Raw genomic sequence first — 21,532 nt, forward strand, 5'->3', positions numbered from 1 at the left:
CGTCAGCGGCCGCCCCGACAGGCGGGGCAGACGCCGTAGAGATACATTTTGTGGCGGGTCAGGGTGAAGCCGTGGCGGGCGGCCACCTCTTCCTGGAGTTTCTCGATGGTCTCGTCGAGCACTTCCACGTTGGCGCCGCAGCGCTCGCAGATCAGGTGGTCGTGGTGGCCCTCGTCCAGGTGGCGCTCGTAGCGGGTCACGCCGTCGCCGAAGTCCACCTCCTTGGCCACGCCCGAGCCCGAGAGCAGCTTGAGCGTGCGGTAGACCGTGGCCTGTCCGATGGTCTTGTAGGACTTCTTGACCTTCTCGTAGAGTTCCTCGGAGGTGACGTGACCCTCCTGGAGCAGGAACACGTCCAGGATGTGACGGCGCTGGGGCGTCATTTTAAGCCCTTCCTGGGCCGCGTAGTCGGCAAAGAGGACGTGGGGGTCTTTCATCGAGGGCTCCCGGGACGTTTTGCGCGCTCTATCCGTCTTGCAGGGGCATGTCAAACAAGGAACTCCAGGGGTTCCGCGGTGCCTGGGCCTCTAGAACAGGGTGAGCCCCAGGTCTCCCCCCATGGCCTGCACGGCGTCGGGGCGGCGCGTCATGAAGCGCTCCTCCCAGTCCAGCACATGGGCGGCCAGGGCCTGGAGCAGCGCGGGCTCCAGTTCCGGGAAGCGCCTGACGGTCTTGAGAAACTTGTCGCGCGTGAGGGCCATGGTCACGGTTTCTTCCAGGGCGCGCACGGAAAAGTTGGCCCGCCCGCCCAGGATCAGGGCCAGCCCGCCCAGGCTGTCTCCCTGTCCCAGGGTTTTCAGGACGACGCTCTCGCCCTCCGTCTGGCGCAGCACCTCCACGCGGCCGCAACTCAGGTAGTGGAAGGCGTCGGCGGTTTCACCCTGCCGGATCAGGTAGTCGCCCGGCTGATGGGTCTCAGCGGCGCTGAGGTAGGCCAGCACCTTGCACACGTCCAGGGGCACGCCGCCGAAGAGGGGCAGCTCCCGCAGGACTTCCAGGTAGTCAGCGTAGGCGCAGGAGCTAGTGTCCGGCTTTGTTTCCGTTGACGAGCTCATAGAGCATCCCCTTCTTGGCCATGAGTTCCAGGTAGGAGCCCGTTTCCACGAGCTGCCCGGCCTTCATCACCGCGATCTTGTCGTATCCCTTGATGGTGTCCAGACGGTGCACCACGGCGATCACCGTGGAGCGGCCCTTCCATTTGGAGTCGAGCAGGTTCTGGATGCGCGCCTGAGCGGCGTTGTCCAGGGCGGAGGTGGCCTCGTCCAGGAGCAGGAGCGGCGGTTCCTTGAGGAAGGCCCTGGCCAGGGCCACCTTCTGGCGCTGCCCGCCCGAGAGGCGGTCGCCTGCGGTGCCCACCTGGAAGTCCAGGCCCAGTTCCACGATGCGCTCCAGCATGTCCTCCTGGATGAGCAGGCTGATGATGGACTTGTTCACCCGGTCCACCACCTTGGAGCTTTCGCTCTTGAGCTTGCCGAAGAGGATGTTGTCCAGGATGGTCTGGGTGTGGATGTAGTTGTCGCGGCGGTAGAAGCTGACGCACTCCGGGTCATCCGCGGCGATGCGCTCCATGAAGAGGGCGCGCCCGCCCAGGAGCATGCGCTCGGCCATGTCGGGCAGGCGCACGATGCCGTGGCGGCCCGGTGCGAAGCGCAGGGCCAGGCGCAGGAGCATGGCCTTGCCCTGTTCGTCCTGGTCCATCACCTTGGCGCGCTCCAGGCGCTCGGCCAGCTGGGCGTAGGCCTCGAACTCCTCGGGGAGCACGGGGGTCTGCTCGAAGAAGGTGGCGTCGGCGTCCGGGACGTTCTTGAGGATGTCCACGGTCTGGACGGCAAGGTCGCGCCCCAGTTCCAGCAGGAGCAGCGTCAGGTTGGCCTCGTCCAGGAAGCGCAGGAAGTCGGGATTGCCGGCCAGATTCTCGGGGAGCCAGGCCTCCTCGTTGGGGTTGCCGAAGAGGATGTTGGCGGCCACCGAGGAGTGGTGCAGGTAGCGGCCCTCGTCGAAGAACTCCACCAGGCCGCGCAGCTCCTCGCCCTGGTCGGCGTAGTAGGCCTCGCGGATGGCGATGATCTTGGCCACCAGGTGTTCCTTGCGGCCCTTCTTGAACACGGTGTTCAGGCCGAAGCGCAGCACGTCCAGGAACAGGCCCACCTGCTGGGTGACCTCGATGAGCCGGTCCAGGCTGGGTTCGTTGCCGACGGGGTCGAGCCCCTTGGAGACGAAGCGCGCGTTCACGGAATAGAGCAGGTTCTCCTTGATGGAGCCCTCGAAGATGAAGGGGTGCTGGGGCACGAAGCCCATGTTCTCGGCCAGGTCGGACTTGGCCATGGCGGCCACCTCCTGGCCGCCCACCTGGCAGGATCCGGAGGAATACTTGTAGATCTGGGCGATGCACAACGCCAGGGTGGATTTGCCCGAGCCCGAGAAGCCCACCAGGGCCAGATGCTGTCCGGGCTCCACGTCCACGCTCACGCCCTTGAGCAGGCGGATGCCGCCCGGGGCTTCCATGACCAGGTCCTTCACCTCCACCTTGCCGGGCAGCGCCAGGGGCGCGCGCTCCTCGGCGGGCTCCAGGGCGAACTCGCAGTCTTCCGCGAAGTATTCCATCACGCGGTTGTAGCTGACGGTGGCGTCCTGGTAGGTCTGGTAGAAGTCCATGAGCTCCTTCCAGGGGTCGTAGAGCTTGTCGTTGGCCGAGAGGAAGGCCACCAGCGCGCCCAGGTCGAAGCGGCCGTTGATGGCCAGCCAGCCGCCCACAAGGAAGAGCACGAAGGGGCCCAGGGACTGGAAGAAGTTGTTGGAGTTCTTGATGCCGAACTTCCAGAGGTTCCAGCGCAGGCGCACCTTGAACTGCTTGTCGGTGATGGCCCCGAAGCGGGCGTTCTCGTGGCGGAAGGAGGCGTTGCCGTGGATTTCGTGGATGCCCTGGACCGTTTCGCCGATCATGGTGGACATCTTGCGCCCGGTGTCCACGCGTTCACGGTTGGCGGCGTTGGAGCGCTTCTGCATCATGGGCACGAAGATGAGCGCCAGGGGGTAGAGCACCATGGAAAGCCCGGCCAGCAGGGGATTGAGGTAGAAAAGATACCCGGCGAATGCCAGAAGCGTGAGGATGTTGGTGACGGGCACGGCGATGGCCTGGCCGATGAAGTCGCCCGCGTTGGCCACCTCGGTGACCAGCGAGGAGACGATCATGCCCGGGCTGGCCTTGCGGAAGAAGCCGATGGGCAGCGTGAGGATGTGGGCGTAGAGCTTCTTGCGCATGTCGGCCAGGGCTTCCTGGCCGATGTAGGTCTGCAGGGCGTTGATGGCGAACTTCAGGGCCGAGGCGCTCACCACGGCGGCGAGGTAGTAGCCGCAGTACATGATGAGCAGATGCACCTTCTGCTGCCCGATGGCCTCGTTGATGATCTTCTTCTGCATCTCCAGCGGCAGCACGCGGATGGCCACCGTGACCACGATGACCGCCAGCAGGATGCCCTGGAGCTTCATGTTGCTGGTGAACACCCAGGAGATGAGCGAGCGTTTGTAGATCTTGTCCGGCAGTTCGGGCGTGAGCGGCATGGCGCGGCCTTTGGTTGGCGTTTGCCCCGTGATGCCCCGAATCCGCCGGATTGGCAACACTCGCCCGCGTTTTCCGCCGTCCCCACTTTCCCCTGGATTCCGCCCCCCTGCGCGCGCTATCCTGCCGGGAGCGCCCAACGCCTGCACACAGGAGCCCCCATGCCCATGCCCCCCCTGCACTCCTGGTGGTCCGACCGCATCAAGGCCATGCGCCGCGACAAGCTGCGCACGGCCCTGCAGGGCGTGGCCTACCTGCTGGCCATCGCCTGGATGGACTACGCCACGGGCTACGAGATCAACCTCACGGTGGTCTACGTGACGCCGCTGATCATGCTCACGGTGGCCGGGGGCTGGCGGGTGGGCGTGGCCACGGCCTTCGCCTGCGCCCTTTCGGTGGAGTTCACCGACTGGCTGGCCGGACGGCGCTACGACCAGTGGGCCTTCCACGCCTACAGCTTCGTCTCCCACAGCCTGTCGTACCTGTCGTTCCTGCTGCTCATCGTGCAGCTCCTGAACCTCTGGGACCGCGAGCGGGCCATGGCCGGGCTGGACCCGCTCACCGGGCTCAACAACCGGCACGGCTTCCTGGGCCTGGCCGAGGAGCGCCTGCACGCCTGGGCCAGGGAGAAACAGCCCGCGGTAATGACGGTGTGGAACCTGGCGCGGCTGCGGGATGTGAACGCGCGCTTCGGGCACGACAAGGCCGACGCCCTGCTCCTGAGCGCGGCCGACGCCCTGCGCGACGCCCTGCCCGGCGCGGTGGTGGGGCGCACGGGCTCCGACCGCTTCGCCGCCCTGGCCACGGCCCGGGAGCTGGGCAACCTGCACGAGCGCCTCCACGCCGTGGAGGAGGCCCTGGCCCGCGCCGCGCGCCACGTGGGCGTGCCCCTGGCGCTGCGCAACGCCCACCTCCCCCTGCCGCCCCGGAGGCTCACCCCCGACGAGGTGGCCAAGCGCCTGGACGAACTGCTCGACCGCGTGGGCTGAACCCGGCCTCCCCCTCCAGGGACGGCCTTCCCGGCATCCTCTGCGCGCCTTACGGGCAGGAGATCTGTTCGTAGACCTTCCGGCCGTTGCGGACCACCTCGCGGTAGCACCTGTTCTCCACTACGTAGACCTTCTCCCTGGACGAGTTGGAGATGGCCACGGCCGTGGCCGGAAGCGCCGTGAGCATGGCCCCCAGGGCCATACCGGCCGCCACGCCGGAGCCCGGCGCATAGCCGTATCCGCCGTAGTAGCCCGGGGCCACGGGAACGGGCACGGGAACGGCCGCCGGAGGGGCCACCCAGCCGCGCGGGGCGGCCACCACGTTGCCGTTGGGACCGCGCGCGGCCGCCCCGTAAGGGCCGCGCGCCGCCGCCGCGCCGCCCGGGCCACGCGCCGCCGCGTTGCCCCGGGGCCCACGCACGGCCTCTCCGCCGTGGGGCCCCCTGGCGGCCACCCCGCCCCTGGGGCCCTGCACCGCCACCCCGCCTCGCGGCCCTGTGGCCACGCTGCCGCGCGCTGCCGTGTAGCCGCCCCTGGGGCCGCCACCCCGGCGCTGGGCCATGGCGAAGTCCGCCACGACCAGCCACTGGGCCGCAACGAAGAGCACGGTGAAGAGCGCCGCGCACCACACCGCGCCGGGGGCGGCTCCTGGCGCAGGCCCGGACACGGCTCCGCAGGCCGGGCCCGAAGCGGGGCCGGGTGCGACTCCGGTGGACGCCTCGACGCGCACGTTCCATCCGTCGGGGATGTTCATGGCGTCCTCCTACTGTTTGCCCGGCTGCTTGCCGGTGATGATGGCGTCGTCGCGCACGGCACCGGCCGGAGGCTCGAACTCGAAGGAGCCGGCGGGCTGCGGGCCGCCCTTCCAGTTCGAGAGCACGGCCGAGAACTGGGGCGCGCCCGCCTGGCGCTTCTCGGTGATGACGATCTTGCGGGGATAGGGCGTGGCGGAGTCTTCTACCCATATCTGCCAGTCCACGTCCTTGCCCAGGAAGAAGAGCTGGTCGCAGACCGCCCCCCCCACCTTCGCCTTGCCCACGTAGTAGCTGGACTCGGGCTTGAGCCTCTCGCAGGGCTTGTTGGAGATCAGGTCGCCCAGGGTGGACTCGATGCCGTAGGTGGCGGACAACATGTCCATGAGGGCGTCGGCGTCCATGGCCGCCGGGAGCTGGGCGTAGGCCTTGCGGTCGGGCAGGAGGAGGCTGAAGGCCTTGCCGTCGAACACGGAAAGCACCTGGATGTCGTCGCCGTCGGTGACGATGCGGAAGGCCCCGGGCCGCCGCACACGCACCTCCATGCGCCTGCCGGTCTGCACTTTGGAGCCGTCGCCGTAGACCTTGTCCAGGGTGATGTCCGCTTCGAAGGAGTACTCCCCGAGCGCGGCGAGGGCCTGGCAGCTCTTTTCCAGGAGCGAGACGGCCCTGGCGTCCACGTCGGGGGCCTGAGGTTTCTTCTTCTCCTTGGCCTGGACGGGCAGGCAGACGCAGAGCGACAGGGCGAGGACAGCCAGGACGCCGGACACGGCCTTCGCGCGATGGTGCATGGGGTTGTTCTCCTTGAGGGCGCGCCTGGGACGCGCAAGGTTTTCCATTCCTGCCCCGTTACTCCCATCCAGCGAGGGACGCAACACGATCGCCGCCCCCCTTCCGGCCAGAAGCTCCCTGCCCCGATTTCCCGGCCTTGACTTCCCGGCCCGCGCCCGCAATATCCCCCCATGCGTCTCCACGTGTCCCTGCGCCTGCGCATCTACCTGGTCCTGGGCCTTCTGCTCACCGTCACCGTGGGCGGCGGGGCCTTCATGCTCTGGTACGGCACCCGCATCCAGACGTTCCTCTCCGGCGTCTTCGACCGCCAGGTCCACGCCCTCGACGCGGCCATGCGCCTGGAAAGCTCCCTGGCCGCCCAGCGCGGCTTCATCACCTACTACTCTCTGGACTTCGACAGATCCTGGCTGGACCGCCTGAACGAGCAGCAGGCCGCCTTCGAGCGCGAACTCTCCAAGGTGCGCTCCTTCGTCAACGACGAGGACGCCCGACGCATCATCAACGACATCGAGTCCGGCTTTCTGCGCCTCACCCTGGAGCGCGAGCGGGTGGTGGAGCTGCTCGACGCGGGCAACCGCCAGGGCGCGAGCCTCATCCACGCAGCGGCCCGCAAGCGCTTCGATGCGCTGATCACCCAGTGCGAGCTCTTCCTCGATTCCCTGCGCTCGGGCTTAAGCCGCGACCGCGCCGAGGGCATCGGCCGCATGGAACTGGCCAACAACCTGGCCACGGCCTTCGTGCCCTTCACGCTCCTTCTGGGCCTCGTGCTGGCCCTGGTGCTCTCGCGCCAGATCCTGGAGCCCATCCGCCGCCTCGCCGTGGGCGAGGACCAGCCCGCAGGCCCCGACGAGGTGGCCGCCCTGGAGACGCGCATGCACGGCCTGCTGGAGCGCGCCGTGCAGGCCCGCTCCAAGCTCGAAAAGAGCCAGGCCACCCTCAAGGCCGCCGAGCGCATGGCCACCGTGGGCAAGATGGCCGCAGGCGTGGCCCACTCCATCCGCAACCCGCTCACCTCCGTGAAGATGCGCCTCTTCTCGCTCCAGCGTTCCCTGGACCTCAGCGAGAACCAGCGCGAGGACTTCGAAGTGATCTCCCAGGAGATCAAGCACCTGGACCTGATCATCCAGAACTTCCTGGAATACGCCCGCCCCCCCAAGCTCACGCTGGCGCGCTCCTCGCCCTCCGACGTGACGGCCGCCGCCGTGCAGCTCCTCCGCCCGCGCCTGGACGCCCAGCGCATCACCGTGCACGTGGAGCGCGAGGAGCCCATCCGCCCCATCCTCATCGACCCCGAGCAGCTCAAGGAGGTGCTCGTGAACCTCTTCGCCAACGCCATGGACGCCATGCAGGGACCCGGGACCATCACCGTGGACGAGTCCGAAGGCTTCATGGAGCCCATGGGCCGCGTGGCCGTGCTGAGCGTCTCCGATTCCGGCCCCGGCGTGCCCGAGGAGGAGCGCGAACGCGTCTTCGAGCCCTTCCACACCACCAAGGAGGAAGGCACGGGACTGGGCCTGCCCATCGCCCGGCGCATCGTCACCGAGCACGGCGGCAGCCTCTCGCTCACCCAGGCCAAGGGCGGCGGGGCCAAGTTCACCATCACCCTGCCCTTCGACTCCGAATCCCAGGGGAGGGCCAGATGGAACTAGCGCGCGCCGAGGGCCGCGGGGAGGCACGCCCGTGAGCGTGATCCTCGTGGTGGACGACGAACCCGGCCTGCGCCAGAGCTTCGCCCGGCTCATCGAGCAGGAGGGCCACCAGGCCCTCACCGCCGCTTCCGGCGAGGAAGGCGTCGCCTCGCTTGCCGACAAGAAGCCCGACCTGGTGGTCATGGACGTGCGCATGCCCGGCATCTCCGGCCTGGAGGCCCTGGCGCGCATGAAGGCCGCAGACCCGGGCACCCCCGTGATCATCATGACCGCCTACGGCGACACCGGCACGGCCATCGAGGCCGTGAACAAGGGCGCGTTCGACTACATCCTCAAGCCCTTCGACATCCCCGAGATGCTTGGGCTCATCCAGCAGGCCCTGGACGCCTCCAGCCAGGCCCGGGGCTCCAAAGCCAAGGACGCCGGGGAGGCCCCCAGCGTGAGCCTCGTGGGCCAGAGCCGCGCCATGCGCGAGGTCTACAAGCAGCTGGGCCGCGTGGCCGCCACCGAGGCCACGGTGCTCATCCAGGGCGAGTCCGGCACGGGCAAGGAGCTGGCCGCCCGGGCCGTGTGGAGCTACTCGCCCCGCAAGAACCGGCCGTTCGTGGTGGTGAACTGCGTGGCCATCCCGGAATCGCTGCTGGAAAGCGAACTCTTCGGCCACGAGAAGGGCGCGTTCACCGGGGCCTCCCAGCGCCGCGCGGGCAAGATCGAGCAGGCCCAGGGCGGCACCGTGTTCCTGGACGAGATCGGAGACATGCCCCTGCCCGTGCAGGCCAAGCTCCTGCGCCTGCTCCAGGAGAAGCAGATCGAGCGCCTGGGCGGCAAGGGTCCCGTGCCCGTGGACGTGCGCATCATCGCCGCCACCAACCGCGACCTCGAGGCCGCCATGGCCGAAGGCCGCTTCCGGGAAGACCTCTACTACCGCCTCCAGGTGGTGCGCATCGTCCTGCCGCCCCTGCGCGAACGCAAGGAAGACCTCGCCCAGCTGGCCGCCCACTTCCTGGGGCTTCACGCCCGGGCCATGAACGCCCGCGACCCCGGCATCACCCCCGGCGGGCTGGCAGCCCTGGAAGACCACGCCTGGCCCGGCAACGTGCGCGAACTCTCCAACGTGCTCAACAAGACCCTCATCTTCAGCCGGGGCCTGGCCATCTCCGCCGACGACGTGCGCGCGGCCATCGCCGGGCGCACGCCTGCGGAATCCCACGGCCTCGCCGCCGACGCGGAGGGCTCGATGGACGCCTGGGTGCGCGCCGTGGTGGCCGCCGGAGGGCCGGACCTCCACAACCGCGCGGTGGACCGCGTCTCGGCCCTGGTGGTGGCCGAGGCTCTGCGCGTCTCGGGGGGCAACCGCACCCACGCCGCAAGGCTTTTGGGACTCTCGCGCCCCACCCTGCTGGCCAAGATGGACAAGCTCGGGCTGGTGGTGGAGGCCCAGGTGCGCGTGGGCGACGTGCTCTCCTGAGGGGCGGCCCGCCTCCGCAACCAACAGCCCGCCAACCGCGAGGAGGCGCTTCATGACCGACGAGACCAAGGCGTTCCTGGAGGTCCTGGACCTGGGCGGCGAGCCCTACGGCATGCATTACACCGACGCGGAACCCGCCTCGGGCCACGCGCCCAAGGCCGGACCGCCCGTCTCGCGGGAGCTGGAGCAGGCCGGAGCCATCGACTGGCAGGCCGTGTGGGGCAACTTCTCCTGCGTGCTGGGCAACCTCTGGCTGGCCCGGCGCAAGAACCTCCCGGCGTATTTCGAGGCCGCCCGGTACGGCTGTCCCGGGGGTTCCTTCTACTTGGGCTTCCACGCCCCGCAGCTGGATTTCATCACCTGCTACGTGAGCACGGGCGTTCCGGGGACGCCCGTGCACGGCGAGCGCTACCTGCCGGACCCCGCCACGGCGCGCCGCCTCTTCGAGGAGATCCCGCCGCGCAAGGCCCCGGCCCGCTTCTGCGTGTTCAAGCCCCTCAGCGCCTTCGAGCCCGGCGAAACCCCGGAGACCATCACCTTCTTCGTGCGTCCGGAGCAGCTCTGCGGCCTGGGCTTCCTGTCGAGCTTCGTCACCGGCGACTTCGAGGCCCTCATGAGCCCCTTCGGCGCGGGCTGCGCCTGCATGACCACCTGGCCCCTGCACTATCTCGCGCAGGGGAGGCTCAAGGCCGTGCTGGGCGGGCTGGACCCCTCGGAGCGCAAATTCCTGGCCACCGACGAACTGACCGTCACCGTGCCCAAGGCCCTCTTCGACCAATTCGTGGAGCGCTGGCGCGACTCCTACCTGACCACGGACACCTGGGCGGGCATCCGCAAGAAGATCGCCCGCAGCGCCGAGGCCTGGGCAAGGGGCAAGGGCGGGGAGTAGCCGCAAAACGAACGGCCGGGCAGCGCGCCCGGCCGTCGATTCCTGCTGGAGTCCCCGAAGCGGCTCAGCCCAGGGCCTTGGGCGCGTCGCCGCCCTCCAGGCTCATGGAGCCGATCACCTCGCGCAATTCGGAAGCCACCTGGGCCACCTCGCGCGACATGCCCGCCAGCTCGCTCATGGTGGCGGCGGTCTGGCCCGCGATGGCGTTCACATCCACCACGGTCTGGTTGATCTCCTCCGAGGCGGCGGACTGTTGCTCGGCGGCGGTGGCGATGGCGCGCACCATGTCGGCGGTGCCCGCAGCCACCTGGACGATGCCCATGAGCGACTCGCCGGCGCCCTTCACCAGGTCCGCGCCCTTCTCCACGCGCGCCCCGGCCTCGTCCATGAGGTCGATGTTGCGCCGCGCGCCCTCCTGGATGCCGCTCACGGCGGCGTGCACGTCCTTGGTGGCGGCCATGGTCTTTTCGGCGAGCTTGCGCACCTCGTCGGCCACCACCGCGAAGCCCCTTCCGGCCTCGCCCGCGCGGGCGGCCTCGATGGCGGCGTTGAGGGCCAGGAGGTTGGTCTGGTCGGCGATGTCGGTGATGAGGTTCATGATGGCCCCCACGTCCTGGGCCTTGCCGCCCAGCAGATGGAGGCTTTCGGCCATGGCCCGGGTCTGGTCGCGCACGTCCATGATGGCCCGGATGGATTCCTCGGCCACGGCGCTGCCGCGCTGGGCGTTTTCGCGGGCCTGCTCGGCGCTCCGGGCCGCATTGGAGGCGTTGCGCGCCACTTCGAGCACCGAGGCGTTCATCTGCTCCACGGCCGTGGCGGCCTCCTGGATGCGATGGCGCTGGTGCTCGGTGCCCTTGCTGGCCTCGTCGATGCGGTCGAGCAGATGCCCGGAGGTCCCGGCCAGGTGCTGGGCCACGGCCTCCGCGCGCTGACCGGCCTGGGCGATCACCTGGTTCTGGGCCTCGATGCGCCGCTGCTGCTCGCGGATGGGCGTGATGTCGTTCCAGAAGGTGATGGAGCCCATGAGCCTGCCGTCCATGTCGAAAAACGGCGTGGAGGACACGGTGATCGAGAGGCCCTTGCCCGAGGCCGTCTGCACCTGGCGCTCGCCGTGCTGGGCCGTCTGGGTCTCGATGGCCAGCTCGGAGACGGTCTTTCGGTTCACGTCGTTCCAGAAGAAGACGCCCGTGCGCATGCCCTGGTAGAGCTTGAGGTCGAAGGGCTTTTCGAGCAGCTCGCACATCTGGCGGTTCACCCAGACGATGCCCCTGTCCGGCCCCACGATGACGCAGGGCGTGGGAATGCCCGCCAGCACGCCCTCGGAGAAGCCCAGCTTGTCCTTGAGCTGGCCCACCATGGAGCGGATGTCCCCGGCCAGTACGGCCAGTTCGTCGCTGCGCGGGTCCTCGAAGCGTGGGGAGTAGTCGCCCTGGGCCACCTGCTCGGTCTGTCCGGCCAGGGACTTGATGCGCCGGATGAAGAGCACGCCCACGGCCCACACGGTCACGCCGATCAGGCAGACCAGCCCGGCCAGGCCCACCCCCGCCGAACGCACGATCTGGGCGCGCATGGCGTCCATGGGGGCCGTCACGTCGGAGAAGAGCACCATCTGGCCCAGGATGGGCTCGGAATCGCCGTGGCAGTGGTGGCACTTGCGCTGGTTGGGCACGGAGATCACCCGGGCCAGGAACTTCTTGTCGCCCTTGTCCACGAACACCGACTCGCGCACCGCCTCCTTGAGGCCGCGCCGGTGCAGGCCTTCCAGCTCGGGGCTGGAGAACACCTGGGCGAAATCCTTGCGCACGGCGGCTCCGTCGGTGCTGTAGGTGACGTTGCCCGTGTAGGAGGTCATGTGGGCCGAAAGGTCCTTGAACTTGCTGCGGATGGCCTGGAACTCCGCGATGGTGCCCTTGTTGTCGCCCACGATCATGGGCTTCTCGATGCCCATGTAGGCCAGGTCGGCCTCGGTCTCGGCGGCGTGTCGGATCTGGTCGGTGACCAGGTCGCGTGTTCCGGCGGCCTCGAAGGCCATGATCACGGCCACGGCCGCGAGGGAGATGGCCGCGATCACCAGGGAGAGCTTGGCGTTGATGGAGCGTGCGATCAGGTGCATGCCGGCCCTCCTAGTGCGCGCCCGAGTAGATCAGGGGCTTGAAGCGGAAGTCTTCCACGCGCTCCTTGTTGTGGCAGGCGGTGCAGCTCTGGGTGTCGGGGCGTCGCGTGATGTCCTTGCGTTCGCCCGAGGCGGCGTGCGCGCCTCCGGGGCCGTGGCAGGTCTCGCAGCCCACCTCGGCCAGGTCCGGCGTGGCCTCCAGGCTGGTGAAGCCGCCCGCTCGGCCGTAGCCGGTGGTGTGGCATTCGTAGCACTGGCGCAGTTCGCGCTCCTTGAGCTTGGGGCGCATGATGGCCACGGAGTCCCAGGAGTGGGCCTTCTTGGAATACTGCTTGAAATTTGTGAATTCCTTCTCATGGCACTGGGCGCAGGCCTTGGACCCCACATAGGCAGGCTCCCCCGCCGCCAGGACCACGCCAGAAAAACCTACCGTCAGCACCCCGAACAGCAACCACACCCACCGAACCATGAGGATGCCCCCTTCCCCTACGTATGCTGAACGCCTCCTCTTCCGTTCGCTGCACCATTTTGTCAAGCTATTGTGACAAACTTCTCAATTGACATATTCACCGGTCCCCTCCCTCTTTTCAGAACGCCCGCCCATGGGTAAGAAAGACCCCCACCAACACCAAGGAGCAGCCCATGACCGCCGCCCCCCTCGACCTCTTCGCCCGCTGCCGGGCGGAATTCGCCGCCGGACCCGAACCCCGCTTCGTCACGGTGGAGGACGCATGGTTCCTTTCCGTTGACGGCATCGGCAGGCCGGGCGAGCCCCGCTTCCGGGAGGGCCTGGCGGCCCTGTACACCGTGGCCAGGGCCCTGCGCGCCCAGGCCAAGGCGGAGGGGCGGCCCTTCGTCCTGCCCCGTCTGGAGGGGCTCTACAGCCTGGAGCCCGGCTACGGCGACTTCGACGCCGCACCCTCCCAGGCCTGGCAGTGGACCCTCTGCCTGCGCGCCCCGGACTTCGTGGGCGACAACATCCTCTGGCCCCTCAAGGAGGCGCTCCTGGCCAAGGGCAAACCGCCCCTGACGCGCCGGGTGAAGCTCATCGGCTTCGGGGAAGGGCGCTGCGCCCAGGCCCTCCACGTGGGGCCGCGCCACGAGACGCGGGCCGTTCAGGAGGCCCTGGCGGCCTTCATCGCGCGCGAGGGCTTCGCCCCCTCGGGCCGCCGTCACGAAATCTACCTGAGCGACCCCCTGCGCACCCCGCCGGAGCGCCAGCGCACCATTGTGCGCTACCCCGTGGTCTGAGCCTGAAGCGCGGCCCGGCTGACCGGGTGCAGCCTGCCCGGTCCGCGCGGCCCCTTCCACGCGCGCGGAATCAACCCGGGGCGCGCGGCGCTCTCCTCCCGCAGACAGCGCGTTTACCAACCGTAAAAAATGCTGACACCCAGGCGGCCCGCCCCTCGGCGGGCCGTCTTCTTTCTCACAACATTCCGGCATGTTGCCGATCCGCGCATCCGGCACGCCCTTTGCCTACGCCAGACCATGGCCACAGCCGCATCCAACCCGCCAACGGTGATCCTCGCCGACCGCAACCGGCACATCCGGGAGCTTCTGGCGCGCGAGTTCGCCCGGGAGGGATACGCGGTGAAGGGCTGCGGACTGGGCAGGGAGGCGGCGCTTCTGGCCGCCGCCGAGGGCGACATCCTGGTGGTGGACGGCGAACTGCCGGACATGGACGCCGGGCGCGTGGTCCGCGAGGTGCGCCGGGTCAGGCCGGGGCTTCCCGTGGCGGTGTACGCCCACGAGGAGGACGAGGCGCGGCCCTGCCTGGGCCAACCGATGGTTTTCTATGTCCCCAAAGGGGACGATCCGGCGGGGCTGGTGAAGGCCGTGCTGGAAGCGTTGAGGGCGCGGCCGACGGGACCTGCCGGATAAGGGGCGCAAGGGCGCGGCGGGTCCCCGGGGGAACAACCCCGAGGATGGAACAATGACTAGGCAACGGAGGTGTTACCGGATGCGATTCTTCAGGGAAGTCTACAATTTCATGATGGAAGGAGCGCGGGCCCACGCCAAGTGGGACTACGAAGTCTCCATGAACATCATCCAGAACCGCAAGAAACTCCTGGTTCTTGCGGTCCTGGCCCTGCCCATCCTGGGCTTCAGCTTCGTCGAGGCGGCGGACGTGATCGGCGGAAAGACCGCCTACATGCCCTCCTACTACAACACCACCATCTTCCTGGCCTCCATCGGCGTGGGCCTGGCCGCCGGCCTGATCACGGGCTGCATCGGCGCGGGCGGCGGCTTCATCATCACCCCGGCGCTCATGGCCGCGGGCGTGAAGGGCATCCTGGCCGTGGGCACGGACCTCTTCCACATCTTCGCCAAGGCCATCATGGGCACGGCGGTGCACAAGAAGCTGGGCAACGTCTCCGTGAAGCTGGCCCTGGGCTTCCTGCTGGGCTCGGGTTTCGGCGCGGTGGCGGGCGGCACGCTCAACAAGATGCTCTACGACTCCGACCCGCTCATGTCGGAACTGTTCATCTCCACCATCTACGCCGTGCTCCTGGGCTTCCTGGGCTTCTACGGCGCCTATGACTTCCTGAAGTCCCGCAAGGGCGAGGAAGGCGGCGACTCCCACGGCGGCCCCGCCGGCGGCGGCGTGCCTCCCCTGGCCCAGAAGGTCCAGGCCCTGAAGATCCCCCCCATGATCACCTTCGACGAGGACTTCGTCCCCGGCGGCCGTCAGCTCTCCATGTGGGTGATCGCCTGCGGCGGCTTCATCGTGGGCGCCCTGGCGGCCATCATGGGCGTCGGCGGCGGCTTCATCACCTTCCCCATGTTCGTGTACGTCTTCGGCGTCTCCTCCATGACCACCGTGGGCACGGACATCCTCCAGATCATCTTCACCGCCGGCTTCGCGGGCATCGCCCAGTACGCCGTGTACGGCTTCGTGTTCTACACCCTGGCCATGGGCATGCTCATCGGCTCGCTCCTGGGCATCCAGGTGGGCGCGCTGGTGACCAAGGTGGTCAAGGGCGTTCACATCCGCGGCTTCTACGCCCTGTCCATCATCTCCGGCTTCATCAACCGCGCGGCCACCCTGCCCAAGAAGCTCACCGAGCTGGGCTACCTGGGCTGGTCCCCCGAACTCAACAACATGATCGAATACGTGGGCAACATCGTGTTCTGGGTCAGCGTCGGGCTCTTCGGCGTGTGGGTGTTCGGGAAGTTCTTCGCCAACATCTCCATGCTGCGTGGGGAGGAATAACCAATGACCATCACCAACAAATCCGCTTTCGGCAAGGGCCTCGCCCTCATGGTCAGCTTCTGCGCCGTGTTCGTCCTGATCATGTCCCCCCTGTTCAAGGACCAGAACGGCAAACCCCAGACCGGCCTCGAGTTCGCCGACGAGTTCTTCAACAAGCTCTCCAAGAACTCCTCCGACTACTTCGACCAGGTGAAGGACACCGCCGCCAAGCAGAAGGGCAAGCAGCTCGCCGTGACGGCCCCCATCGCCAAGCCCGACATCAAGGACGAGCCCGACGCCGCCAAGGCCCAGGCCAAGGCCAACCAGGACGCCCAGGAGATCGCCAAGGCCCTCCAGGCCGCCGGGGCCCAGGTGGAAGTGAAGGACAACGTGCTCACCGTGAAGGCCGACCTGGGCGCCATACTGGAATTCACCACGAGCAAGAGCCAGTTCGCCTTCGGGCTGGTGGGCGCCGAGGCCGACAAGCCCGACAACCTGGCCCTGCGCAAGACCCTCAAGAACCTCTGGAAGGGCTACGCGGCCATGATCAAGCCCCTCCAGAAGGACGGCAAGGTGGCCGAGGCCAAGGCCCTGGACACCGTGATGAAGAAGGGCATCGAGCCCGCCTACAACTTCTACGGCATCGTGGGCGAGCCCGTCTCCAGGAACATCTTCCTGCTCACCTTCCTGCTGGCCTTCTACGTTGTCTACACCATGTGGTACGGCTACGGCATCTTCTTCATGTTCGACGGCATCGGCCTGTCCATGAAGAAGTCCAAGAAGAAGCACTAGAATTCCATAAACCCTAACCCCCCCATGCAGAGGCCGCCCCCGGGCGGCCTCTCGCTTTGGGGGAACTCCTGCGGGCGGCGCGACAGGCGCACCGGACGGGTCTTCCGACGGAACGTCCCGGCCAAGCCTGCGGGCCGGGCTTGCCATCCTCCTCCCGGTTCATGCTACAAGGGCGTCAGCACCCGGCGTCCTCCCGGACGGACCGGCGCCATTCTCTCCCCGAGGTGACCCATGGCCGGACACTCCCTCCCTCCGATCCTTTTCACGCCCTTCACCGTGCGGGGCGTCACCCTGAAGAACCGCATCGGCGTCTCGCCCATGTGCCAGTACAGCTCCACGGACGGCCTGCCCACGCCCTGGCATCTGACCCACCTGGGCAGCCGCGCTGCGGGCGGCGCGGGTCTGGTGTTCGTGGAGGCCACGGCCGTTACGCCCGAGGGGCGCATCTCCCCGGGCGACATGGGCCTGTGGAGCGACGCCCACGCCCGCGCCCTGGCCCCCGTGGCCGAGGCCGTCCGTCTGCTGGGGGCCGTGCCCGCCATCCAGCTGGCCCACGCCGGGCGCAAGGCCAGCTGCCTGCCGCCCTGGGCAGGCGGCGCGCGCATCGCAGACCCGGGTGCGGGCGGCTGGACCGTGCAGGCCCCATGCCCCCTGCCCTTCAACGAGTCCGACCCCCTGCCCGCTCCCCTGGACCTGTCGGGCATCGCCGCCGTGAAGCGGGCCTTCGCGGACGCTGCGCGCCGCGCCGTGGATGCCGGATTCGAGATCATCGAGCTGCACGCGGCCCACGGCTACCTGCTGCACCAATTCCTCTCGCCCCTCTCCAACGTGCGCGCGGACGCCTACGGCGGCAGCCTGGAGAACCGCATGCGCCTGGCCCTGGAGACGGCCCGGGCCGTCCGCGAGGCCATCCCGGAGTCCATGCCACTGTTTACGCGCGTCTCGGCCACGGACTGGGTGGGGGGCGGCTGGGACCTGGAGCAGACGGCGGTCCTGGCCGGGAGGCTCCGGGAGGCGGGAGTGGACGTGGTAGACGTGAGCACCGGCGGGCTCGTGCCCTACGCGAAGATCCCCGTGGGGCCGGGGTTCCAGGTCCCCTTCGCCCGGGCCGTGCGCGAGCGCGCGGGCGTGCCCACCTGCGCCGTGGGGCTGATCACCGAAGCCGCCCAGGCCGAGGAGGTGCTGGCCTCGGGCGCGGCGGACATCGTGCTCCTGGGCCGGGAGATGCTGCGCGAGCCTTACTGGGCCATCAAGGCCGCCCAGGCCCTGGGCGTGGAGCCGGACTGGCCCGTGCAGTACGGGTACGCTGTAATAAAACGCTAGCTTGACACACCAAACGCAGGAATCCGACGAAGCAGTCTCAAACTGCGCCACTGGGGCGGTAATGTCCGGTGATGAGCAACATTGTACACCATCACTGTTCCCACCTGACAAACCGCCAAGCACAGGCGATTCTTGACTAATATGGCAACAGTTCTCTTGACAAAACTTATACTGGACAAATGGAGACAACAAAACTATACCGTAGAAGCTGAACAACGAGAAAATACATGCGCTTCAAGAACCAATTGACAGTCATTGAGAACCTTGACTTCAACGACACTACAGCGTTGCGCTCTTTCATCGCCAACGATTTTCAGCTACTCAAGGAATCTTTCGCCTATGCGATTTTAATGTTGAACAATGTCAATATATATCTTGTTGATGACGAATTTAAGATATTATTCTGGCCAAAGCTACTCGAGAACACTTACGGCTACAGTAAGAATTTTGTGCATAACATCAATGTATTCGATGTTTTGCAGACCGAGACGAGAGAATCGATCGCCGAAATACATCAGGCGATGAGCTGCAATGGAGAGTGGCGTGGGGAGCTCAGGCACAAAAGCAATACCAACGACGCTGTCCATGTCATGAGTCACTGGACGAAAATTCAAAGCACTAACTCGCACAGCCCTATATATATTGTCGATGAATCAGACATAGGCGAGTTAAAACGTCTCGAGGACATAAGAAATCTCTCGTTCAGCATGATGAAACACGACATCAAGTCTCCATTGAGCGGGATTCTCAATGCCACGACACTAATGCTCGCTGAGGGATGTAAAACATGCCATTCCCCAGAGAAAGAGTTTCTTGAACTTATTTACGACTCATCAAAAAGAACCCTCGAGCAAGTTGAGCGTTATTTTCTTTACCTCAACCTGGAAAACAAAAGCTACACAACGAACATCACGCCCAGGGATATTCGCGAGGTTTTTACAGGTATTGTTAACAGCTTATTGGCATTGCACTCGCAAAAGAAAATCACCACCAAACTAATCATCAACCCCGGACTGGAATCCTCGTGCGATTCTTGGCTTTTCCCGTTTGACACCGCGCTCCTGGAGATTGCCACCAGCAATCTCTTAAAAAATGCCTACGAGGCAGCCCCGTCCGGAAGCACTGTGGAAATCAAATGCGTCGTCTCTGAAGACTGCCTAATATGCTGCATAGAAAATGAAGGAGCCATACCCAATTCTATCCGAAACAAGTTTTTTGAAAAATACATTTCTGCTGGAAAGAAATTCGGAACAGGACTAGGATCCTACATAGCAAAGCGAGCCGTTGAAGCCCATGGCGGGAATATTTCCATGCTTGTGCTCAATGACAAGCAAACAAGAATCACGTTTACCATACCAAATTCTATGAACAACAGTAAATGCTGACTTTGAAGTGACCATCTGCGAACAACGCAGAAGGGCCGGCGCTTCCGCCGGCCCTTTCATTTGATCCGTCCCGCCGCGCTTACAGCACGCGCATGTGCACGGGCTCGGCCTTCACGTAGGGGAATTCCCGGATGCGGGCCAGGGCCTGGTCCACCTGGCTCTGGCTGGCCGTGTGGGTCATGAACACGATGGGCACGATGGATTCGTCGGAGGCGTCGGGGTCCACCTTCTGCACCACCTGGTGGATGGAGACCCCCACGTCGCCCAGGGCCTGCGCGATGGAGGCCAGCACGCCGGGCTTGTCCTCCACGGTGAAGCGGAAGTAGCGCCGCCCGCAGGATTCCTCGGCGGGAAGGATGTCCGCCAGGGGCAGGGTCTTCTCGGGGAAGCCGGTGTTGTTGGGCGCGGCCCCGTCGCGCGCAAGGGCCATGATGTCGGCCAGCACCGCCGAGCCCGTGGGCAGCCCGCCCGCGCCCTGGCCGTAGAGCATCACCGCGCCCACGGCGTCGCCCACCACGCGCACGGCGTTGAAGGCCCCCTGCACCTGGGCCAGCAGGTAACTCTTGGAGAGAAGCATCGGGTGAACGCCCGCCATGATCCGCCCGTCCACCATCTTGGCCTGGCCGATCAGCTTCACTTCGCAGCCGAACTCTTTGGCGTAGGCGATGTCCAGGGGCGTCACGGCCGTGATGCCCGTCACCGGGAGCTTCTCCAGCGGGAAGTGCACGCCGTAGGCCAGCCGGATGAGCAGGGCCAGCTTGTGGGCCGCGTCGTGCCCGCCCACGTCCAGGGTGGGGTCCGCTTCCGCGAAGCCCTTCTTCTGGGCCTTCTTGAGGGCCGTGCCGTAGGAGAGGCCCTTCCTGGTCATGCGCGAGAGGATGAAGTTGGAGGTGCCGTTCAGGATGCCCGTGACGGCCTGGATGCGGTTGCCCGCCAGGGACTCCTTGAGGGTCTGCACGACGGGGATGCCGCCGCAGACGCTGGCCTCGTAGTAGAGGCCCGCGCCCTTGGACGCGGCCAGGGCGAAGAGCTCGGCCCCGCGCTCGGCCAGCAGGTGCTTGTTGGCCGTGACCACGTGGCGGCCGTTCTCCAGAGAAGCCCGGATGAGCTCGTGGGCCTTGCCCAGCCCGCCCATGAGCTCCACCACGATGTCCACGTCCGGCGCGTGGGCCAGTTCCAGCGGATCGGCCGTGACGCGCGCGCCGGAAGGCAGAGGCACGGCGCGCTCCTTGGCCGGGTCGCGCACTGCCACGGCGGTGACGGCCACGGGGCGGCCCAGGCGGCGGGCCACCCAGTCCGCGCTCTGGGCCAGGATGGCGGCCAGCCCCTGGCCCACGGTGCCGAAGCCCGCGAGCCCCAGGCGCACGGGGGCGCTCACGCTCCCCCCGAGAGGGCCTTTTTGATGCCCCGCATGGCCTGATTGATGCGGTGGCGGTTCTCCACGAGGGCGAAACGCACGTGGTCGTCTCCGAAGTGGCCGAAGCCCAGGCCCGGGGAGACGGCCACGTGGGCCTCCTTGAGCAGGAACTTGGAGAAGTCCACGGAGCCCATGGCCTTGAACTCGTCGGGGATCTCGGCCCAGACGAACATGGTGGCCTTGGGGGGCGGCACGTGCCAGCCCGCGCGGGTGAGCCCTTCGATGAGGGCGTCGCGGCGGTCGCGGTGCACCTCGCAGATTTCGGAGACGCAGTCCTGGGGCCCGTTCAGGGCCACGGTGGCGGCGATCTGGATGGGCTGGAAGATGCCGTAGTCCAGGTAGCTCTTGATGCGGGTGAGGGCGTGCACCATGTCGCGGTTGCCGCAGCAGAAGCCCACGCGCCAGCCGGCCATGGAATAGCTCTTGGTGAGCGAGAAGAATTCCACGCCCACGTCCTTGGCGCCCTTGGCCTGGAGGAAGCTGGGGGCCACGTAGCCGTCGTAGCAGAGGTCGGCATAGGCCAGGTCGTGGATCACGAGCATGTTGTGCTCTTTGGCGAAGTCCACGATCTTCTCGAAGAAGGAGATGTCCACCACCTCGGTGGTGGGGTTCTGCGGATAGTTGATGATCAAGAGCTTGGGCTGGGGCCAGGTCTGGCGCGTGGCGGTGAAGAGGTCCGCGAAGAAGTCGCGCCCCTTGCCGATGGGGATGCGGCGCACGTCGGCCCCGGCGATGATGGAGGCGTAGGGATGGATGGGGTAGGCCGGGTCGGTGGCGAAGACCACGTCGCCGGGCTGGAGCATCACCAGGGCCAGGTGGGCCAGGCCTTCCTTGGCGCCCATGGTGACCACCACCTCGGAATCCGCGTCCAGTTCGACCCCGAAGCGGCGCAGGTACCAGTTGGCTGCGGCGAGGCGCAGGCCGGGGATGCCGCGCGATGCGGAATAGCGGTGGTTGACGGCCTTCTGGGAGGCTTCCACGAGCTTGTCCACGATGTGCTTGGGGGTGGGCAGGTCGGGGTTGCCCATGCCGAGGTCCACGATGTCCACGCCCTGGCGGCGCATCTGCATCTTGAGTTCGTTGACCACGGCAAAGACGTAGGGTGGCAGGCGTTCCATGCGCGCGAACTTGTGCATGGCCAAAGGCTCCTTCTGGGGCGGAGGGTGAATGAATCCTTCTTGTGTACCGGCGGGCGGCCCGGCTGTCAAAGA

At 66.9% G+C, this 21,532-nt stretch carries 19 protein-coding genes; 10 read left to right on the plus strand and 9 right to left on the minus strand.

Annotated elements, in window-relative coordinates:
* Positions 1–2 precede the first annotated feature (2 nt).
* The 3 genes from ACV4UX_RS00650 to ACV4UX_RS00660 all read right to left on the minus strand — a co-directional run bounded on the left by ACV4UX_RS00650 (position 3) and on the right by ACV4UX_RS00660 (position 3,561).
* On the minus strand, positions 3–437 hold the full coding sequence (locus ACV4UX_RS00650) for a Fur family transcriptional regulator (protein ID WP_491591410.1): 435 nt from the start codon (positions 435–437) through the stop codon (positions 3–5).
* A gap of 90 nt (positions 438–527) precedes the next feature.
* On the minus strand, positions 528–1,055 hold the full coding sequence (locus ACV4UX_RS00655) for a cyclic nucleotide-binding domain-containing protein (RefSeq protein ID WP_491591411.1): 528 nt from the start codon (positions 1,053–1,055) through the stop codon (positions 528–530).
* Entirely contained in the window at positions 1,021–3,561 is a 2,541-nt protein-coding gene (locus tag ACV4UX_RS00660; protein ID WP_491591412.1) for an ABC transporter ATP-binding protein/permease, read from the minus strand. The genes ACV4UX_RS00655 and ACV4UX_RS00660 overlap by 35 nt, the downstream gene beginning before the upstream one ends.
* 159 nt (positions 3,562–3,720) lie before the next feature.
* Here ACV4UX_RS00660 and ACV4UX_RS00665 point away from each other — a divergent pair, with 159 nt between their 5' ends.
* On the plus strand, positions 3,721–4,548 hold the full coding sequence (locus ACV4UX_RS00665; RefSeq protein WP_491591413.1) for a GGDEF domain-containing protein: 828 nt from the start codon (positions 3,721–3,723) through the stop codon (positions 4,546–4,548).
* 49 nt (positions 4,549–4,597) lie between these two features.
* Here the strand turns inward: ACV4UX_RS00665 and ACV4UX_RS00670 are convergent, their stop codons facing one another.
* Together ACV4UX_RS00670 and ACV4UX_RS00675 are read right to left on the minus strand one after the other, a co-directional pair.
* Positions 4,598–5,302, minus strand: coding sequence for a hypothetical protein (locus ACV4UX_RS00670; RefSeq protein ID WP_491591414.1), 705 nt, complete (start codon positions 5,300–5,302; stop codon positions 4,598–4,600).
* 9 nt (positions 5,303–5,311) lie between these two features.
* Positions 5,312–6,091 (minus strand): DUF2092 domain-containing protein, encoded by a 780-nt coding sequence (locus tag ACV4UX_RS00675; protein WP_491591415.1) that lies wholly within the window; start codon positions 6,089–6,091, stop codon positions 5,312–5,314.
* 171 nt (positions 6,092–6,262) lie between these two features.
* Here ACV4UX_RS00675 and ACV4UX_RS00680 point away from each other — a divergent pair, with 171 nt between their 5' ends.
* Genes ACV4UX_RS00680 through ACV4UX_RS00690 form a run of 3 tightly spaced genes read left to right on the plus strand, consistent with a single transcriptional unit; the run spans position 6,263 to position 10,098 of the window.
* Entirely contained in the window at positions 6,263–7,741 is a 1,479-nt protein-coding gene (locus ACV4UX_RS00680) for a sensor histidine kinase (protein ID WP_491591416.1), read from the plus strand.
* Between the two features lie 31 nt (positions 7,742–7,772).
* Positions 7,773–9,209, plus strand: coding sequence for a sigma-54-dependent transcriptional regulator (locus tag ACV4UX_RS00685; RefSeq protein ID WP_491591417.1), 1,437 nt, complete (start codon positions 7,773–7,775; stop codon positions 9,207–9,209).
* A 52-nt stretch (positions 9,210–9,261) separates the two neighbouring features.
* Positions 9,262–10,098, plus strand: a complete 837-nt coding sequence (locus tag ACV4UX_RS00690) for a DUF169 domain-containing protein (protein WP_491591418.1) — start codon at positions 9,262–9,264, stop codon at positions 10,096–10,098.
* Between the two features lie 64 nt (positions 10,099–10,162).
* Here the strand turns inward: ACV4UX_RS00690 and ACV4UX_RS00695 are convergent, their stop codons facing one another.
* Together ACV4UX_RS00695 and ACV4UX_RS00700 are read right to left on the minus strand one after the other, a co-directional pair.
* Entirely contained in the window at positions 10,163–12,211 is a 2,049-nt protein-coding gene (locus tag ACV4UX_RS00695) for a methyl-accepting chemotaxis protein (protein WP_491591419.1), read from the minus strand.
* Positions 12,212–12,221: 10 nt separating this feature from the next.
* A complete protein-coding gene (locus ACV4UX_RS00700) occupies positions 12,222–12,680 on the minus strand; it encodes a multiheme c-type cytochrome (RefSeq protein WP_491591420.1) in 459 nt (152 codons plus the stop codon).
* 173 nt (positions 12,681–12,853) lie between these two features.
* Between ACV4UX_RS00700 and ACV4UX_RS00705 the strand changes: the two genes are divergently transcribed.
* The 6 genes from ACV4UX_RS00705 to ACV4UX_RS00730 all read left to right on the plus strand — a co-directional run bounded on the left by ACV4UX_RS00705 (position 12,854) and on the right by ACV4UX_RS00730 (position 18,904).
* Complete coding sequence (locus ACV4UX_RS00705; protein ID WP_491591421.1) at positions 12,854–13,462, plus strand: GyrI-like domain-containing protein; 609 nt, start codon at positions 12,854–12,856, stop codon at positions 13,460–13,462.
* A 237-nt stretch (positions 13,463–13,699) separates the two neighbouring features.
* Positions 13,700–14,092, plus strand: coding sequence for a response regulator (locus tag ACV4UX_RS00710; protein ID WP_491591422.1), 393 nt, complete (start codon positions 13,700–13,702; stop codon positions 14,090–14,092).
* A gap of 79 nt (positions 14,093–14,171) precedes the next feature.
* Positions 14,172–15,425 (plus strand): sulfite exporter TauE/SafE family protein, encoded by a 1,254-nt coding sequence (locus ACV4UX_RS00715; protein ID WP_491591423.1) that lies wholly within the window; start codon positions 14,172–14,174, stop codon positions 15,423–15,425.
* A gap of 3 nt (positions 15,426–15,428) precedes the next feature.
* The gene (locus tag ACV4UX_RS00720) at positions 15,429–16,196 is read left to right on the plus strand and encodes a hypothetical protein (RefSeq protein WP_491591424.1); all 768 of its coding nucleotides are present in this window, start codon (positions 15,429–15,431) and stop codon (positions 16,194–16,196) included.
* Between the two features lie 231 nt (positions 16,197–16,427).
* Entirely contained in the window at positions 16,428–17,519 is a 1,092-nt protein-coding gene (locus tag ACV4UX_RS00725) for an NADH:flavin oxidoreductase/NADH oxidase (protein ID WP_491591425.1), read from the plus strand.
* 227 nt (positions 17,520–17,746) lie between these two features.
* Positions 17,747–18,904, plus strand: coding sequence for a sensor histidine kinase (locus ACV4UX_RS00730; RefSeq protein ID WP_491591426.1), 1,158 nt, complete (start codon positions 17,747–17,749; stop codon positions 18,902–18,904).
* 79 nt (positions 18,905–18,983) lie between these two features.
* On the opposite strand, the gene ACV4UX_RS00735 is transcribed toward ACV4UX_RS00730, so the two are convergent.
* Together ACV4UX_RS00735 and ACV4UX_RS00740 are read right to left on the minus strand one after the other, a co-directional pair.
* Positions 18,984–20,282 (minus strand): homoserine dehydrogenase, encoded by a 1,299-nt coding sequence (locus ACV4UX_RS00735; protein ID WP_491591427.1) that lies wholly within the window; start codon positions 20,280–20,282, stop codon positions 18,984–18,986.
* The gene (locus ACV4UX_RS00740; protein ID WP_173083220.1) at positions 20,279–21,457 is read right to left on the minus strand and encodes an aminotransferase class I/II-fold pyridoxal phosphate-dependent enzyme; all 1,179 of its coding nucleotides are present in this window, start codon (positions 21,455–21,457) and stop codon (positions 20,279–20,281) included. Before ACV4UX_RS00740 ends, ACV4UX_RS00735 begins: the two co-directional genes overlap by 4 nt.
* Positions 21,458–21,532: the final 75 nt, after the last annotated feature.

This window comes from Fundidesulfovibrio sp. (assembly GCF_058402725.1).